Annotated in this window: 12 protein-coding genes and 1 pseudogene; 5 read left to right on the forward strand and 8 right to left on the reverse strand. The window is 71.7% G+C overall.

What is annotated here, in order from left to right; all coding sequences use genetic code 11:
- The first annotated feature begins 137 nt into the window (after positions 1 to 137).
- On the forward strand, positions 138 to 593 hold the full coding sequence (locus tag AC1C2V_RS04895) for an ester cyclase (protein ID WP_495388475.1): 456 nt from the start codon (positions 138 to 140) through the stop codon (positions 591 to 593).
- A 51-nt stretch (positions 594 to 644) separates the two neighbouring features.
- Positions 645 to 1,457 (forward strand): TrmH family RNA methyltransferase, encoded by an 813-nt coding sequence (locus AC1C2V_RS04900; protein WP_495388476.1) that lies wholly within the window; start codon positions 645 to 647, stop codon positions 1,455 to 1,457.
- Positions 1,458 to 1,484: 27 nt separating this feature from the next.
- On the opposite strand, the gene AC1C2V_RS04905 is transcribed toward AC1C2V_RS04900, so the two are convergent.
- Positions 1,485 to 2,051, reverse strand: coding sequence for a TetR/AcrR family transcriptional regulator (locus AC1C2V_RS04905; protein WP_495388477.1), 567 nt, complete (start codon positions 2,049 to 2,051; stop codon positions 1,485 to 1,487).
- Positions 2,052 to 2,198: 147 nt separating this feature from the next.
- Between AC1C2V_RS04905 and AC1C2V_RS04910 the strand changes: the two genes are divergently transcribed.
- Both AC1C2V_RS04910 and AC1C2V_RS04915 read left to right on the forward strand, forming a co-directional pair.
- On the forward strand, positions 2,199 to 2,765 hold the full coding sequence (locus AC1C2V_RS04910) for a hypothetical protein (RefSeq protein ID WP_495388478.1): 567 nt from the start codon (positions 2,199 to 2,201) through the stop codon (positions 2,763 to 2,765).
- A 1-nt stretch (position 2,766) separates the two neighbouring features.
- Complete coding sequence (locus AC1C2V_RS04915) at positions 2,767 to 4,215, forward strand: dihydrolipoyl dehydrogenase family protein (protein ID WP_495388479.1); 1,449 nt, start codon at positions 2,767 to 2,769, stop codon at positions 4,213 to 4,215.
- On the opposite strand, the gene mnmA is transcribed toward AC1C2V_RS04915, so the two are convergent.
- The 4 genes from mnmA to AC1C2V_RS04935 are packed head-to-tail and all read right to left on the reverse strand — an operon-like array spanning position 4,182 to position 8,341.
- Positions 4,182 to 5,321: a tRNA 2-thiouridine(34) synthase MnmA gene (gene mnmA / locus AC1C2V_RS04920; protein WP_495388480.1), complete on the reverse strand. Its 1,140-nt coding sequence runs from the start codon at positions 5,319 to 5,321 to the stop codon at positions 4,182 to 4,184. The genes AC1C2V_RS04915 and mnmA overlap by 34 nt on opposite strands.
- Positions 5,318 to 6,583, reverse strand: a complete 1,266-nt coding sequence (locus tag AC1C2V_RS04925) for a cysteine desulfurase family protein (protein WP_495388481.1) — start codon at positions 6,581 to 6,583, stop codon at positions 5,318 to 5,320. Before AC1C2V_RS04925 ends, mnmA begins: the two co-directional genes overlap by 4 nt.
- Before the next feature lie 46 nt (positions 6,584 to 6,629).
- Entirely contained in the window at positions 6,630 to 7,790 is a 1,161-nt protein-coding gene (locus AC1C2V_RS04930; RefSeq protein ID WP_495388482.1) for a LacI family DNA-binding transcriptional regulator, read from the reverse strand.
- Positions 7,787 to 8,341, reverse strand: coding sequence for a GNAT family N-acetyltransferase (locus AC1C2V_RS04935; RefSeq protein WP_495388483.1), 555 nt, complete (start codon positions 8,339 to 8,341; stop codon positions 7,787 to 7,789). The genes AC1C2V_RS04930 and AC1C2V_RS04935 overlap by 4 nt, the downstream gene beginning before the upstream one ends.
- Before the next feature lie 273 nt (positions 8,342 to 8,614).
- Between AC1C2V_RS04935 and AC1C2V_RS04940 the strand changes: the two genes are divergently transcribed.
- On the forward strand, positions 8,615 to 8,974 hold the full coding sequence (locus AC1C2V_RS04940; RefSeq protein WP_495389117.1) for a helix-turn-helix domain-containing protein: 360 nt from the start codon (positions 8,615 to 8,617) through the stop codon (positions 8,972 to 8,974).
- On the opposite strand, the pseudogene AC1C2V_RS04945 reads toward AC1C2V_RS04940, so the two are convergent.
- The 3 genes and pseudogenes from AC1C2V_RS04945 to AC1C2V_RS04955 form a co-directional block, all read right to left on the reverse strand.
- Positions 8,954 to 10,269 (reverse strand): annotated as a pseudogene (locus tag AC1C2V_RS04945) (ISL3 family transposase). The gene AC1C2V_RS04940 and the pseudogene AC1C2V_RS04945 overlap by 21 nt on opposite strands.
- Before the next feature lie 183 nt (positions 10,270 to 10,452).
- The gene (locus AC1C2V_RS04950) at positions 10,453 to 10,824 is read right to left on the reverse strand and encodes a hypothetical protein (protein ID WP_495388484.1); all 372 of its coding nucleotides are present in this window, start codon (positions 10,822 to 10,824) and stop codon (positions 10,453 to 10,455) included.
- On the reverse strand, positions 10,824 to 17,027 hold the full coding sequence (locus tag AC1C2V_RS04955) for an RHS repeat-associated core domain-containing protein (protein ID WP_495388485.1): 6,204 nt from the start codon (positions 17,025 to 17,027) through the stop codon (positions 10,824 to 10,826). The genes AC1C2V_RS04950 and AC1C2V_RS04955 overlap by 1 nt, the downstream gene beginning before the upstream one ends.
- Positions 17,028 to 17,115: the final 88 nt, after the last annotated feature.

The following is a 17,115-nucleotide window of genomic DNA, read 5'->3' on the forward strand; positions in this document are numbered from 1 at the left end:
CAGGGCTGTCTACCACGGCGTCGGGCACGGACTTCACCACCTTCACCACCATGTCACCTCTCCCACCGCGTCACGCCGCGGCCGCTCGCTGCTCTCGAAGGGTAGGAGCACGGTAACGGCCCGACGAAGGAGTCCAGATGTCCGTCATCCTCGACGCGGCGAGACCGGAGCCCGCGCCACCGACAGCACACCCGTCCACCCCCCGAGCCGTCGCGACACGCGTGCACGCGAACGCGATGCCGGCCGGCGCGGAGGCGGTGCTGCGCCGCCAGCTCGCCCCCGGCTTCCGCAACCACGACGTGCTGCCCGGCTGCGCCGGCGGCCCCGACGCGCTGGTCGCGACCATGCACTGGTTCCACGACGCGTTCGTCGAGCAGCACGTCGAGGTGCTGCACGCGATCACCGAGGGCGACCTCGTCTCCCTGCACGTCGCCTTCAGCGCCCTGCACTCGGGGTTCTTCCTCGGCGTCGCGCCGTCGCACCGGCGCTTCACCGTCCGCGAGATGCACCTGGTCCGCGTGCACGACGGCCTCGAGGCCGAGCACTGGGTGATGCGCGACCAGGTCTGGTGGGAGCACGAGCTGCGCCGCTGACGTGCCGCTGACGTGCCGATGACGTGCCTGGCGCCGTGGGAGACTGCGGGCATGCGGATCACCGTGCGCAATGCCCGTTTCCAGCAGCTGCAGACGTTGCTCACCAACCGCACCAAGCGCGGCCGCGCCGGGGAGTTCCTCGTCCAGGGCGTGCGCCCCATCACGATGGCCGTGGAGCACGGGTGGCAGGTGCGCACCCTGCTGCACGAGACGGACCGGCGGCTGTCGTCGTGGGCGCAGGACCTGCTGCAGTCGACGCGGGCCGAGACCATCGCGATGGCGCCGGAGCTACTCGCCGAGCTGTCGGAGAAGGACGAGGGCGCCACCGAGCTCCTGGCCGTGGTGGCGATGGCGCCCGACGACCTGGACCGGGTCCCCGTGGGGCCGGCATTCCTGGGCGTCGTCTTCGACCGGCCCACCCAGCCGGGCAACGTCGGCGCGGTCGTGCGGTCGGCCGACGCGTTCGGCGCCGACGGCCTGATCGTCACCGGCCACGCCGCCGACCCCTACGACCCGAAGTCGGTGCGCGCCTCGACGGGATCCCTGTTCGCGCTGCCCGTGGTCCGCTCCGCCTCGCACGCCGAGGTCATGGACTGGGTCGCCGCGCACCGGGACGCGGGGCGCGGGGTCACCGTCGTCGCGACCGACGAGGACGGCGACGCCGCACCGGCCGACGTCGACCTGACCGGGCCGGTGCTGCTGGCCGTCGGCAACGAGACCGCCGGGTTGTCGAAGGGGTGGCGCGAGGCCGCCGACGCCACGGTGGCGATCCCTATGGCCGGCTCCGCGAGCTCGCTCAACGCGTCCAACGCCGCGTCGATCGTGCTGTACGAGGCGCGCCGGCAGCGGCTGGCGCAGGGCTGACCCCCACCTCCGGGTGGCGGGCCTGCGTCAGGAGCGCACGACGGCGCGGCAGCTGCGGAGGAACGACGCCCCCACCTTGGTGGCGTCCCCCAGGTAGCCGGCGACCATCACGCCGTCGCGGAGCAGCATCAGGTCGTCGGCGACCGCGTCGGGATCGGCCGGCTCGAGCGGCGCGACGAGCCGTTCGAACGCGCTCGTCCACCACGCACGGTGCCCGGCGACGAGCCGTCGGACCGGGCTGTCGGCGTCGGGGTACTCCGCGGCGGCATTGATGAACGGGCATCCCCGGAACCCGGGGGCGCACGCGACGATCCCGGTCTGCTCGGCGAGCACTCGCAGCGCCGCGTCCACGTCGCCGTCGCCGTGGGCGATGGCCGCGGCGACGCCCTCGCGCTCGAGGGCCGCTCGGCGCTCGAGGTAGGCGACCACGAGGTCGTCCTTGGTCCTGAAGTGGCGGTAGAACGTCACCTTCGTGGTGCCGGCGCGTTCGATGACCTTGTCCACGCTCACCGCGCGCATCCCGCGGGCGTAGAACAGCTCGTTCGCCGCCTCGATCAGGCGTTCTCGCACGGACCCCTGCACGGTCGTGATCATACGTGGCTCCCCTCCCACCCCTTGCGTCGGACAACGGTGCTGTGTACTGTCTCGCTCGGTAGAGTGACTAGTTAGTCTACCGAGCGGAACGCCGTCCGACGGGTCCATCCGGGCCCCGTCCGCTCCGGCTCCAACGAAGGGAATCTCATGACCACCACCGTGGCACCACCCACCTCCGTCGCCTCCACCGCCACCGCCCTGCGGAACCTGTACTTCGTCCGGTTCGGCTTCGCCATCGTCTGGGCCGTCCTGGTGTTCATGGTCGGCGGGAGCGTCGCCCCGCTGAGCGCGACGCTGATCGTGCTGTACCCGCTCTTCGACGTCGCCGCGGCGGTCGTCGACTTCCGCTCCGCCAAGTCCGCCCGGCCCACCGTCGGCCTGTACGTCAACATGGCGCTCAGCCTGCTGACCGCCATCGGCCTGGCCGTCGCCCTCACCTCGGGCATCCCCGCGGTGCTCACGGTCTGGGGCGCCTGGGCGATCACCGCCGGGCTCGTGCAGCTTGCCGTCGCCATCCGCCGCTACCGGCTCGGGGGCCAGTGGCCCATGATCCTCAGCGGCAGCATCTCCGTGCTCGCCGGGGCGAACTTCATCCGCGAGTCGGCCGCGCCCGACGGAAACCTCGCCACGGTCGCCGGGTACGCCGTCCTCGGCGGCATCTTCTTCCTCGCCTCCGCCGTGCGTCTGCACTTCGTCGCCAAGAAGGGCAACTGACATGACCGAGAACATCTTCGACGTCGTCGTCATCGGCGCCGGCCCGGTCGGCGAGAACGTCGCCGACGGGGTCGTGCGGGGCGGCCTCACCGCGGCGATCGTGGAGAGCGAGCTCGTGGGCGGGGAGTGCTCGTACTGGGCCTGCATGCCCACCAAGGCCCTCCTTCGGGATGCGGCGGCGCTGCGCGCCGTCCGCGCTCTTCCCGGCGCCAGGGCCGCCGTGACCGGGGAGCTGGACCCGGCAGCCGTCCTGCAGCGCCGTGACGCCTTCGCCTCGCACTGGGGCGACGCCGGCCAGGTCGCCTGGCTACAGGGCGCCGGGATCTCCCTGTTCCGCGGCGTCGGGCGCCTCAGCGGCGCGCGGACCGTCGAGGTGACGGACGCCGACGGCGCCGTGACCGTGCTCGAGGCGCGACAGGCGGTGGTCGTCGCCACCGGCACCAGCGCCGTGGTCCCGCCGGTCCCCGGTCTGGCCGACGCCGCGCCGTGGACCAGCCGGGAGGCAGCCTCCGCCCGGTCCGTCCCCGAGCGGCTGGCGGTCATCGGCGGCGGCGTCGTGGGGGCCGAGATGGCCACCGCGTACGCGGCCCTCGGCGCGAAGGTGACGATGATCGCCCGCGACGGCCTGCTGCCCCGCGTCGAGTCGTTCGCGAGCGACCTGGTCGCCGAGGCGCTGAAGGCACAGGGCGTGGCACTGCACCTGCTGACCGAGCCTGAGGGCGTGCACCGCGACGCGAACGGGGTCGTGCACATCGACCTCGCGGACGGCACCACGCTCCACGTCGACGAGGTGCTGGTCGCGACCGGCCGCACGCCGAACACGGCCGACATCGGCCTCGAGCACGTCGGGCTCACGCCCGGCGGCTGGCTGCACGTGGACGACTCGCTGCGGGTCGACGACTGGCTCTATGCCGCCGGCGACGTCAACCACCGCGCCCCCCTCACGCACCAGGGCAAGTACCAGGCCAGGGCCCTGGGCGACACGCTCGTCGCGCGCGCCCACGGCACCCCCGTCGACCTCGCCCCCTGGGGCCGGCACGCGGCCACGGCCGACGAGCGCGCCGCGGGGCAGGTGATCTTCACCGACCCGGAGATCGCCACCGTCGGCCACACCGCGGCCTCGGCCGAGGCGGCAGGGCTGCACGTCCGCGCCGTCGAGTACGACCTCGGGGCCGTCGCCGGCGCCGCCCTGCACGCCGACGGGTACACCGGCCGGGCAGGGATGGTCGTCGACGAGGACAGGCACGTGCTCGTCGGGTTCACGGTGGTCGGCCCCGACGTCGCGGAGCTGCTGCACGCCGCGACGATCGCCATCGCCGGTGAGGTGCCGATCGACCGGCTGTGGCACGCGGTCCCCGCCTACCCCACCGTCAGCGAGGTCTGGCTCCGGCTCCTCGAGACGTACGGCCGGCCCGGTCAGGCGCGCCAGGCGTCGGCCACGGTCGCCTGACCGAGCACCCGCGTACCGCGGTAGACGACGGCGGACTGGCCGGCCGCGACGCCACGCAGCGGGGCGCCCACCAGGCGCAGCCGCATGCCGGGCGCCCCGTCGTCGGCCACCGACCCGTCGCGGGCCGGCGTGCCGGGCGTCGCCTGCACCTGCACGGGCACCGGCGCGCCGTGGGCGCGGATCTGCAGCTCGGCGTCGACCCAGCCGTCGTGCTGCAGCGCGAGCCAGACGGCGTCCCGCGCGACCACGCGGTCCACGGACAACAGCTCGGCCGGGCCGACCACGACGGTGTTGGTCGACGTCTGCACGTCCACGACGTACCGAGCGCGCCCGTCGGCGGCCGGGCGCCCCAGGCTCAGGCCCTTGCGCTGGCCGACCGTGAACGCGTACGCGCCGTCGTGCTCGCCCACCACTGCGCCCTCCACGTCGACCACCGAGCCGGGCTGCGAGCCGAGCCGGTCGCGCAGGAAGCCGCGCGTGTCGCCGTCGGCCACGAAGCAGATGTCGTAGGAGTCCGGCTTGGCGCTCACCGACAGCCCACGCCGCTCGGCCTCCGCGCGGACCTCGGCCTTGGACGCGAACCCGCCCAGCGGGAATATCGCCCGGGCCAGGCGGTCCGGGCCCATCACTGCCAGCACGTACGACTGGTCCTTCTCCGCGTTCGGCGACCGGTGCAGCTCGCGGGTCATCGCGCCGTCGGCGGCCTCGTGCGTGACGACCTGCGCGTAGTGGCCCGTCGCGACGGCATCGAACCCGAGCGCGGACGCCTTGTCCAGCAGGGCCTCGAACTTGATGTGCTCGTTGCAGCGCACGCACGGGTTGGGGGTGCGCCCGGCCGAGTACTCCGCGACGAAGTCGGCGACGACGGTCTGCTCGAACGTCTCGGAGAGGTCCCACACGTAGTACGGGATGCCGAGCACGTCCGCGGCCCGGCGCGCGTCGCCGGCGTCCTCGATGGAGCAGCAGCCGCGCGAGCCCGAGCGGAACTGGTCCCGGTTGCGGCTCAGGGCCATGTGCACGCCGACGACGTCGTGCCCGGCCTCCACCGCGAGCGCCGCGGCGACGGCCGAGTCCACCCCGCCGGACATTGCCGCCAGCACCCTCATGCGGCACCCCCCGCGCGCACCGGGCCCGAGACCAGCCCCGCCGCGCGGGCCCGCTCGACCACCTGGGGCAGCGCGGCGACGAGCCGCTCGATGTCCGAGCGCACCGACGTCGCGCCGAGGGAGAACCGCAGCGCGCCGCGGGCCTCCAGCTCCGGCACGCCCATGGCGAGCAGCACGTGCGACGGCTGCGGCACCCCCGCCTGGCAGGCCGAGCCCGTCGACGCCTGGACGCCCGCCGAGTCCAGCAGGTACAGCAGGGAGTCGCCCTCCGCGCCCGGGAAGGTGAAGTGCGCGTTGCCGGGCAGGCGGGCGGGCACGCCGTCGGTGTGGAGCGCCGGGTCGGGGCCTCGGAGCACCGCCTCCGGGGCCGCGTACCGGACGCCGGCGACCAGCTCGTCGCGCAGGGCCGCGAGCGCCGCGGCACGCTCCGGGCGCGCGGCGACCGTCTCGGCCAGCGCGACGGCGAACGCTCGGATCGCGGGGGCGTCGAGCGTGCCCGAGCGCACCCCGCGCTCCTGCCCGCCGCCGTGCAGCACCGCCTCGAGTGGCAGGTCGCGGCGGGCCAGCAGCGCGCCCACGCCGCGCGGGCCGCCGAGCTTGTGCCCGGTCACCGTCATCGCGTCCGCCCCCGACGCGGCGAAGTCGACCTCCACCTGGCCCACCGCCTGCACCGCGTCCGTGTGCACGGGCACGCCGTGCTGGTGTGCCAGGCGCACGACGTCGCGCACCGGCTGCAGGGTGCCCACCTCGTTGTTGGCCCACATCACCGAGACGAGGGCGACCTCGTCGGCATGCTCCACGAGCTCCGCGCGCAGGGCGGCGAGGACCACGCGCCCGTCGCCGTCCACCGGCAGCAGGACGATCTCCGCGCCCGCGTGCCCCGCGAGCCAGAACGCCGGGTCGAGCACCGCGTGGTGCTCGACGGCGGAGACCAGCACCCGGGTGCGGCGCGGGTCGGTGCGGCGCCGGCCCCAGAAGATGCCCTTGATCGCGAGGTTGTCGGCCTCCGTGCCGCCGGCGGTGAAGATCACCTCGCTGGGGCGCGCGCCGAGCGCCGCCGCCACCGACTCGCGTGACTCCTCCACGACGCGCCGGGCCGCGCGACCGGCCGAGTGCAGCGAGCTCGCGTTGCCCGTGTGTCCGGCCTCCGCGACGTACGCCTCGAGCGCCGCGCGCGACATGGGGGTCGTGGCGGCGTGGTCGAGGTAGGCGCCCGCGGGCGCGGCCGCACCGGCGTCCGGTGCCTGCGAGGGGGTGGTCACGGTTCCCCAGTCTACGAACTCGCGCCGGTGCCCGGTCAGCGCCCGGTCAGCGCCCGGTCGAGCGCGCGGGCGGGGCCGTGCTGGAGCGGATGACGAGCTCGGGCGGGATGCGCTCGGCGACGGGCCTCGCGGCCGTCGCGGGCACCGCGACCAGCCCGGCCGCGGCGTCGCGCCGTTCCGCGAGCGCCGTGACGACCATCGCCACGCTGCGCTCACCGAGCTCCCCGAAGGGCTGCCGCACGGTGGTCAGCGGCGGCACGAAGTACGCGGCGCCGGCGACGTCGTCGAACCCCACCACGGACACGTCGCCCGGCACGGACACCCCGCGCTCCCAGAACGCGCGGAGCATGCCGAGCGCCAGCTGGTCGTTGCCGGCGAAGACCGCCGTCGGCCCCTCCTGCGCCGCCACCGCCTCCGCGAGGTCACGACCGGCGGCGTACCCGTCCTCGGCCGACCACGTGCACTGCCGGGGACGGCTCGGGGCGATGCCGCGGGCCTCCAGCGCCTCGCGCCATCCGGCGGTGCGCTCCCGGGCGTCGAACCAGTCCCCCGGCCCGGCCACGTGCAGCACGTCGCGGTGCCCCAGGTCGAGCAGGTGGTCGGTGGCCGCCCGCGCGCCCGCCCGCTGGTCGACGGCGAGCGACAGCGTCGTCGGGCCCGCCGCCGTGGTGCCCGCGTCCTGGGGCGGGCGCTCGAGCGCCGCGACGACCAGTACCGGCACCGGGGCGCGGAAGGACTCGACCGCGGCCGCGACGTCGTCCTGCGGCGCGATGACCACGATGGCCTCCACGCCCTGGTCCATGAAGTGCTCCAGGGCCTCGCGCATGGCCTCCGCGTCGTACGTCCGCAGGGAGGCCAGGGAGACGAAGTAGCCCGCGTCCCGGGCGGCGCCCTCGATCGCGATGAGCGTGCTGGTCGGGCCGAAGAGCGCCGAACCGGTCGTGACGACGCCCAGGGTCGTGGAGCGCGCGGTGGCGAGGGCGCGCGCGGCGCTGTTGCGCCGGTAGCCCAGGCTCGCGATCGCGTCGAGCACGCGCTGCCGGGTCTCGCCCCGCACGCTCGGGTGGTCGTTGAGCACCCGCGAGACCGTCTGGTGCGAGACGCCCGCGACGGCGGCGACGTCCGCCATCGACGGCCGCCGCGCGGGGTGGCGCGCCGGTTGGCGTGCAGGGAGGCGCGCCGCGGCCCGCGGGCCGACGGCGGTCATCGCTCCTCGGCCGCGTTCCTCGCGTCGACCTCGTCGAGCACCCGGCGCAGGTACGTCATCGTGAGCTTGCCCGCCGCGCGGTCGTACTGCTCCTCGTACCCGTGCTTGGTGTACATCGCGAGGTTGTGCTTGGAGTCCTTGCCCGTGAACGCCCAGACCTCCGTGACCTGCGACGGCAGGTACTGCAGGATCGCGAACATCAGCGACGTGCCGATGCCCTTGGCCTGCTGGTCGGGGGCCACGGCCAGCCGCCCGAGCGTGGCCCGCTCCCCCTCGATCTCGAGCCGCAGCGACCCGACGAGCCGGTGCCCCTCCCACGCGCCGACGGTCACCACGTCGTCGCGCGCCATGTCGTCGCGCAGCTCGTGCAGCGTCTGCGTCAGGGGCGGGATGTGCGGGTCGTCGTAGAGCTGCGCCTCGCTGACGAACGCCGCCCGGCGCAGCGTCAGCAGCTCGCCCGCCTGGGCGTCGTCGACGAGCGCGATCCGCAGCGCGTCCTGGGCCGGATCGGGCCCTTGATCCTGGGCGTCGGTGCCGGGTGCCTCACTCATGGGGTCATCGTCGCAGACCGGGCGTGAGATCGCCGCCCCCTGCGCGCCGCCCAAAGTCTCACCCCGTCGTTCGCAGAGCAGGTTCACCATGCAAAGCGGATCCGACGCTGGCCCGGACGTCGGCGCAGGGTGACAGCAGTGTTGCGCAGGCAGGCGAGGTTGACCGGGCCCGCGGGCGGCGTGTCTGTTCAACGGCGAGCGTTGTGTGCTCGAAGCTCCCCGGCACTCACGCGCGCTCGCTCATCGAGATGCGCCTCCCAACGCGTGTCGAACATGGTCGGTGTCTCGCTGCCGACGGTGCGGTTGTGGCGCAACCGGCACCTGTCGCGGGGTCTGGCCGGGCTCGGAGAGGCGCCGCGCCCGGGGCGCCCGCGCACGATCGATCACCGGGCGATCGTGACCGCGACGTTGACCCCGCCGCCGAAGCGGCTGGGGATGACGCGCTGGTCGTCGCGGCTACTGGCCGTGCGGTTGAATGTCTCCCCGGCGACGGTGGCCCGGGCTTGGCGGTCCTACGGGGCCCAGCCGTGGCGGGCCGAGTCGTTTCGGTTCACCACCGAGCCGGAGCTGGTGGGCAAGGTGACCGACCTCGTCGGCCTGTACTTTGCCGGCTCATCGCAGTTGAGGGTGTAGTTGCCGTCTGAAGCCGCCGGTCTCGAGGATGGATCTGGCGATGTAGTGGGTCAGGTTGCGGAAGCCGAGGGCGGAGCCGCGCAGGTGTTCGAGCCTGCCGTTGATCGCCTCTGTTGGCCCGTTGCTCGTGCCGGGCAGGTCGAAGAACGCCAGCACGTCAGCAGCGCGCTTCTTCAGCGTCCGCCCGAGGGTGACGAGCTCGCTCAGGGCTGTCGGAACGGCGCGGGCGAGGGAGTCGATGACCGCGGTCATCAGGGTGCGGCCCTGGGCGCGGTCGGGATGGCGGTAAGCGGCGATCATGCGCTGGTAGATGCCCCAGGTCGCCTCGACCTCGACGTGCTCGGCGACGGCGAACAGTGCCTCCAGGCGTTCCGCTTGGCGGTCGGTGAGCAGGTCGGCGCCGGTGTGCAGGGTGCGCCGGGCTCGGTAGAGCGGATCACCGGCCAGGCCGCGATGACCACTCAGAGCGAGCTGGACCCGGCGACGGCAGCGGTCGAGGGCGTCACCGGCCAGGCGGACCACGTGGAACGGATCCATGACCGCGACGGCGTCGGGCAGTTCCTCGGCGGTGGCGGTCTTGAAGCCGGTGAAGCCGTCCATCGCGACGACCTCGACGCCGTCGCGCCAGGCCGTCGGGCGGGCGGCGAGCCAGGTCTTGAACGCCTGCTTGGAGCGGCCTGCGACCATGTCGAGCAACCTCGCCGGCCCGGTGCCGTCCCGGATCGGGGTGAGGTCGATGATCACGGTCACGTACTTCTCCCCGGAGCGGGTGTGGCGCCACACGTGCTCGTCGACCCCGATCACACACGCGCCGTCGAACCGTCCCGGATCATCGATCAGGGTCCGGTGCCCTTCGGCCAGGACCGCGTCATTCGCGGTGTGCCACGACACCGCGAGGGCTTCGGCGACCCTGGCCACGGTCAGGTGCTGAACGACGAGACCGGCCAGGGCCCAGCGGACCGCCGCCCGGGACAGCTTCGCCCGCGGCTCGGCCGCCGCGTGGTGTCCTGGCGCCACACCCGTCTGCAGCCGGCGCACCGGTAGCGCCGCACCCTGATCAGCAGCGCCGTCGGCCGCCAGCCGAACGGCTCGTGCGCGAGCCGGCGGGTCACCGTGCCCCGCGCGATCCCCTCGGCGCCGCACCGGCGGCAGAACGCGTCCTCCTCGCGGGCCGCGACACGGCACTCGAGCAGCGCCCGCCGGGCAGTCACGTGCTGGCCCACCACCACGAGGCCGAGCTCGTCCAGCCGGCAGAACGTCGTCAGGTCAGGAGGGCAGAAGGTAGCGTCGTGCACGTCGAGGTCTTCCAGATGGGCATTGTGAGAACTTCCATCCTGGGGGACCTCGACCCCTACCCCGCGACCGCCACCACACGCCCCGCAACTACACCCTCAACTGCGATGAGCCACGAACGACGCATCCTTCTCACCGGGCTGGGTGACCTTCCCCTTCGCGAATTTTCCCCCAGGACGACGCCCTCAGACTCCAGTCGGGTAAAACTCCAGGTCGTCCGCAACGAGCACCACCGTCGCGCCCACCATGCCACTCGAAAGCGTCCCGCCCTCGACTTCAACCTGTAGCGCCGCGCTCCCGACCTGCAGCGCGATCACGCCATCCTCAAATACGCCCGCGACGATTCCACGCAGCGCCCCTGGGGCAACGCCACAGGGGGGGTCAACGCGGATCTCGCTAAAGGCTCGCGACCGCGGCAACTCGAGTTCCACATCGACCGACTCGCCCCGGCCGATAGCTTCTGATCCGCGCCAGTAGCCCCGCAGCCGCCCCGCCTCGGTCTCGAACTCAATCGCCGGATCAGTATGGTCGGCACCATTGAGCGCGATCGCTTGCATCACCATGCTCCCTTCGGGAACGGAACCCGCACCACACTGTTCTGAACGTCCCAGACTCCTGCCGTTTCCTCGAAACTCCATGTCTCCTCGTGATAGTGAAACTTCGTCGGCGAACTCGCCATCTCGTGGTTGCCGAAGCGTATGCTGCGCAATCCGTCAGCGGAGACGAGCCGATCCGCATCCGGCATGCCAGTCCGTGGATGGATGTTTGTATGCTCTCCTGGCCCGAGAAACTCGTCCCAGCGGGCCACTGCGCCCTGAGGTTTCAACGGCCGTGACGAGTACGTCTCGACCATACTGACCGGTGCGGCCGCTCTAGCGGTTCTGGCGGCTCGTGCGGCGTCGATGCCCGCGTCCGCGACCTCGAAACCGACCTTGCCCAGCTTCGCAAGCTTGCCCGCCGGAATGAAACCGGCAAGCAGCCACGCACAGGACTGCCACTTGCCGTCCGCGAGACAACCCAGCGCGTCACTCACACCAAGAACACCTGCAAGTACCGGGTGGTCCTGCTCGAACCCCCGCACCCACGAGACGATCTCGTCCTTCACACTCGCCTCGGACCCGCCCACGATCGACGACTTGCCCGACGAGCCACCAGACGAACCACCCGAGGTCGCCGTGCCTCCGGCCGAGCCCGACCCCGATCCGCCGCCACCCGCGTTCGACGACGTCTTCACCGGCGGGTTGACCGCTGGTGGGGAGCTCCAGCCGCCGCCCTTCTTCGTGTGGTTGACCGCGCTCTTGATCTGCTCCTGGGTGTCATCTCGCCCGTTACCCGCGTACTCGCGCAACCCGGTCGGGTCCGAGAAGGTCACCGGGCTGGAGTGCGCGTACGCGTACCCGTGCCACTGCTGCGGATCCGCCAGATCCATCACCGGATCCACACTGACGAACCGGCCGATGGTCGGGTCGTAGTACCTGGCCCCGATCGCGGTCAGGCCCGTGGCATCAGCGGGCTTGTCCAGGAACCCGTGATCCCCCGACCAGCCGTTAGGCGCCGCGCCGCGGGTCTCACCGAACGGCGACTGATACCGGCGCGTCACCTTCCCCGTCACGTTCGTGACCGACACGCTCGCCGTCCCGTGATGATCATTTACCAGCGTCGAGACGTCGTCATGCCCCACCCCGGTGCGCACCGCGACCGTCTGTCCCGCCCACGAGTAATACCGCGTCGCCGTCTCGACCCCGGCCGCGGTCAACGTCAGCTCCTGCCCACCCGGCAAGTACACCGTCGTCGCGCCGCCCTGCTTACGGACCAGCCGCTCACCGTCCGCCGAATACACGAACGACGCGTCCATCTCGCCGGACTGGGTGACCTCCCCCAGCTCCCCCTCCACGTCCCAGGTCAAGGTCTGCGCAGCCTGCCCCGCGACAGTGCGGGTGACGGTGTTGCCCGACGCGTCATACACAAAACTGCTGACCTGCGACCCCTCGGTCACCTTCGACACCGCATGCGGACGCGCACCACCCGCCGCGGGATACGTGTACGACGCCGTCGATTCCCCCGCCACCGTGTGCTCAGTCGCATTCGTGCGGTTACCCACCGGGTCATACGTGTAGTCCGTCCAGTACTCCGCCGGACCACCCAGGGCAGCAACGCTCTTGGCCGTCCCGCACGACGCCGACGACGGCGTCCACGCCGACGTCAACCGCCCCAACCCGTCATAGTCGAAGCACTGCGAATCGCGCGCCGGCGCACCCACCCTCGTCGGCAAGTTGTCGATCGCCGTCACGTTCCCCGCCGCGTCATACAAGTACCTCGCAGCCAGGTCCGTGCCCGAGACACCCTCCTCATCCAGGCTGATCCCGTTCAACCGACGAGTACCAGGATCCCAGTCGTTCGTCACCACGAACGAGCGCGTGTTCCCCAGATCCATCGCCTCGACCTTCCCCGTCGAGGTGTACCGGGTGGTCGCGACGTAGACGTTCTCGGCTCCCCGGGACTGCGGCATGCCGGCCGCGTCGTAGTAGGTGATCACGTCTTCAGCTGGCAGGTTTCCCACCGCGGGCAACCCGACGCCGAGGAGGTCGCCCGAGTCCAGGTACGCGAACGCCGTCGTGTACGAGCCAGCCAGGGCGCCCTCCGACTCCGGCAACGTCACTTTCTGCCCCGTCGCGTGATACGCGTCGTCGTACCCCGTCACCGAGGTCACGTACTGATTCGATCCCACGTGCCTCGTCGAGGACGAGACCTGGCCCTTGGCGACCGTGTCGTAGCTCCACGACGCCAACAGCGTCCCGGTGGCCGACCCGGACCGCCGCGCGGTCGCGCGCCCCAGGGCGTCGTACGAGTAGGCCAGAACCTTGCCCCGGGCGTCGGTCGTCGTCAGGGTCTGACCGGCGTCGTCGAACGTCGAGGAGGTCTTGCCCTTGTCCGGGTCGCTGGACGAGATCAACCGCCCGAGCAGGTCGTAGGAGTAGGTCCAGTCGTTCCCCGAGGGGTCGGTCACCTTGGCCAGGTGGCCGGCCTTGTCGTACGTGTACGTGGTGTCCTGGTACGACCCGGATGACGACGCACCCAGGTACTGCCGCAGCGTCGTCGTCCGCCCCCGCGCGTCACTGATCGTCGTAGTCGGCGTGCCACCGGTCGGCGGGTCCACGACAACCCGATCACCGCCATAGCTCGTCGTGGTGCGCCACTTCTCCTGCTCGCTCACCTCGAACACCTCGGCCGTGACCCGGCCCACCCCGTCACGGTCGTAGCGGGTACGCGTTGGCACCGCCGACGTCGGGGTAACCGCAACCGTGGCCGTAGCGCCCGTCGTCGCCCAGGCGGCCACGTCGTAGGCGACCAGGCCGCGCGAGTCGTACAGCGTGTCCGTCACGACCCGGCCACCTATGTCGCGGTTCGCACCGTCGGACTGCGTCTGACGCTGACGCAGCAGGCCGTCGTAGATCGCCACCGAGGTGCGGTAGGCGTTGTTCGCGTCCAGCGTCTTGGTCGTCACCGCGTTGTGCCCGTTATTACGCACCGTGTACGCGTACTGCACGTGCGGCGTCTCGGACCCCTTGGCCCGGCCCGGCTTCCACACCTTCGACAGGCGGCCCAGCGCGTCGTAGGTCGCCTCCGCGACCTTGCCGTTGGGGTCAGTAACCTTCGTCGGCACCCCCCACGCCGGGTCGAGCGTGGTCGTGGTGGCGTGCGCGGTCAACGTTCCAGACCCGTCGGGGTCCGGGGTCGTCATCTTCGTCGCGGTGACCGGGCCGCCGGACGCGGGCGTGTACGCCGTCGTCGAGTTGCGCCCCAAGGCGTCCGTCACCGACGTCGACCGGCCCAACGCGTCGAACGTCGTACGGGCGCTCGGGATGTACACGGGAGTCGTGCCGCTGTACGACTTCATCTCGTCGGTGCGGGTGATGAGCCCCTTGGTCGGCGCGGCACCGTACGACTGACCGTCGAAGTAATTCCGCGTGTCCGAGACGACGTCGGCGGGGCGGGCCATCTCGCTCGAGCACCCGACGGACAGCACCTCCTCGCGGGCGACCGCGCCCATGATGTGGGCCGAGGTGTTGTTCTTCAGCGTCCGGATGGTGCACAGCTCGTCCCCGGCCTTGGCCCGATCGCCCAGGTCGTGGATCTTGTTGACATGCCCATAGGCGTCGAAGTAGTTCTTCAGGTACGTCTCGCGCGTCCCACCCGTCAGGCTGGGCGTCGTCGTGCTGGTCACGACCTCCTGGATCGCCGCCTGATAGGACTTGCGCCCGTCCGCATCCGTCGCCTTGATCGCGGACCGCCACGGCGTGTTCGTCACCGACTCCGCCACCGTAGACCCGGTGCCCTTGTACGTCGTCTCCTGGCGCACCATCCCGGCGAACTCGTCATGATCCGTCACGCCATCGACCGCGACCGACGCTGCCCCGCCGGAGGCGGTGCGGTTGCCGTCCATGCCGCGGAAGTACCGGTACCGCGTGCGCCCCGGCGTCGAGCTGCCGATCTCACCCTCGATGATGTCCACCGTCGCGTAACCGCGGAACTGGCCCCAGGTGCGGTCCTTCTTCTTCACCAGCGGGTTGTCGTCGTACCGCCACGCCGCCCCACCCACATAGGTGTAGCTGGTCTCTACCTGCTCCGGCAGTGACCCGCGCGGGTCGTCCACCATCCCCGTCACCACGTACTTGTGGAAGTACTCCGTGATCGGCTCGGGGGATCCCTCCGGCGTCCACCGCACCGGGAAGCAGCGGCGCGTGTTGGTCGCAGGATCCGCCGGAAGGCTGGACGGCGTGCAGTCCTGTCCCGAATACGTCACCGCGGTCACCGCGCCCGACTCCGACACGATCGAGGTCAGGCGGTGCCGGTTCATCGGCAGGTTCGTGGCCGTCTTCGACACCCGGTTCGCCATCTGGGTGCCGCCGAAGTCCACCGCGGGCAGCGCAAGGGTCCCCCCGGGCTTGCCCGAGTGCGTCACCTTGTCCAGCCACAGCACCGGGTCCTCACCGTCACCGGGGTCTGGGAACGTGTGTGTCAGCGTCCACGCGTCGACCGCCTGGTACGCAGCGCCCTTGAGCACCTTCGTCGTGACGGTGGTCAGACGCTTGCGGGTGAAGAACGCGGGCGAGATCGCGTCCGGGCAGGAGCTGGTCGAGGTGCAGATCAGGTCCGCCGGCACGTCCGGCCAGGCCGACGCGGACGAGTCCGTGAGCGACCCACAGGTCTGCGTCGAGGTCGTCAGGCAACGCTCCGACACGGTGAAGTCGACCCGTGCGGCCGCGTTCGACGCCGTCTCGGATCCCTTGCGCTGCCCGTACTGGATCGACTTCAGGTAACCGCCGCGCGTGTACGCAACGGAGGCGGTGTTGTTGTTGCGGCCGTACCGGTTGGTCTCCGCGCCGTAGGTGTACGTCATCGTGTTGCCCGACGTGTCCACGACGTACTCGAGATTCCATCGCCACGCCTGGTCACACGACGAGCTCGCGAACGACGTCGCATGGCAGGGCTCGCCCGCATGGTTACCGAACACGGGCACCGTCCACGCCGAGTTCAGCTTCGTGGTGTCCGATGCCGACCGCTGCCCCCTGCCGAAGAAGTACTGCGTGCCGTCGGTCTTGGTGACCTTCCAGTACTCCCCGTCGTTGTCGCCGTTGAACCCACCGGTGAGCTTCTCGACTCGCGTCGCGTCGTCGTGCTTCGGCCGCCACTCACCGGTCGTCTTGTCGTTGATCAGCTCGACCGCCGACCCGCCGAACACCATCGTCGCGTTGTCCGAGTCCCAGCACAGATCCCCGCTCGGATGTGACGCGTTGTTCGGCGCCGCACCACCGACCGCGCCGTCGTCGTCAACACACGGCACGTAGCGGCGCTCGACGTACCCCGGCCACATGTCCCACCCGTCGCCGATCCACGACGACTGGTTGTTCGTCGAGGCCACCCGGCCGTCCAACGACGCCGACGAGTACCCCAGAGCCAGCTCCGGCGACGGGCCCGCGGGCGCCGGCGGCACCCGCATCGGGTACGACCACGTGAACGCCCCCGTACTGCCCGAGACGTCCCACGACGCCGACGGCGACAACGACGTCGCCGACCAGTCGCCCGACGAGCCGGCCACGTCCGCCGACAAGGCCATCGCCGTCGACGACGGCGACGACAACGTCGCCGTCACGGTCTGAGACACCACGTCGTTCGTCTGTGCCTCGGCCGGCGCCCCGGTGGTGCAGTCCGCCTCCTGCGGCGTGGTCAGCGCGCACTCCGGCAGCTCCACGAGCCGAAGCCGGTCCGACCAGCCACCACCGAACGCGTCAGCGATCTGCGCGTAGTCGATGGTCACCTCGACGTCGCGCACCGGCACCAGCCCGCTCTCCTCATTGGCGGCCGTACCCGAATCGCTCACCTCGAGCAGCAGGCCATCGACACGAGCGGCGCGAGTCATCTCCTGGTCGAGCACCTCGACCCGCACGCCGGACGACGCGTCATCGGGCGCCTTCGGGTGGGCCGTACGCTCCTGATCCGGCGTTCTCGATGCCTGACGCACCGTTATGGCGAGCCCACCGGCCCGGCCCCGCGCCGGCTCGTCCCCCACGACCAGCTCCGCGGATCCGCCGTCGGGCCAGCTCACCGCCGCGGGGCTCACCGTCGGCATCGGCGAGGTTTCCGCAGCGGACTGCGCCGAGGCCGTCGACGGCACCCGCGCGAGATCCTCGAACTCCGGCAGCAGCTGCTCACCGTGCTTGCGGCGTTCCTCCAGGCTCCAATTCGCGCGCTCGGCCAAGTCCTCAGCCGTCAGCCCATCGTCCGCAGCGCCCGCCGGCGCAGACGTCAGCAAGGTCGCTACCAACGCCCCCACGACCGCACCGCCG

It is taken from the genome of Isoptericola sp. Y541 (assembly GCF_059445465.1).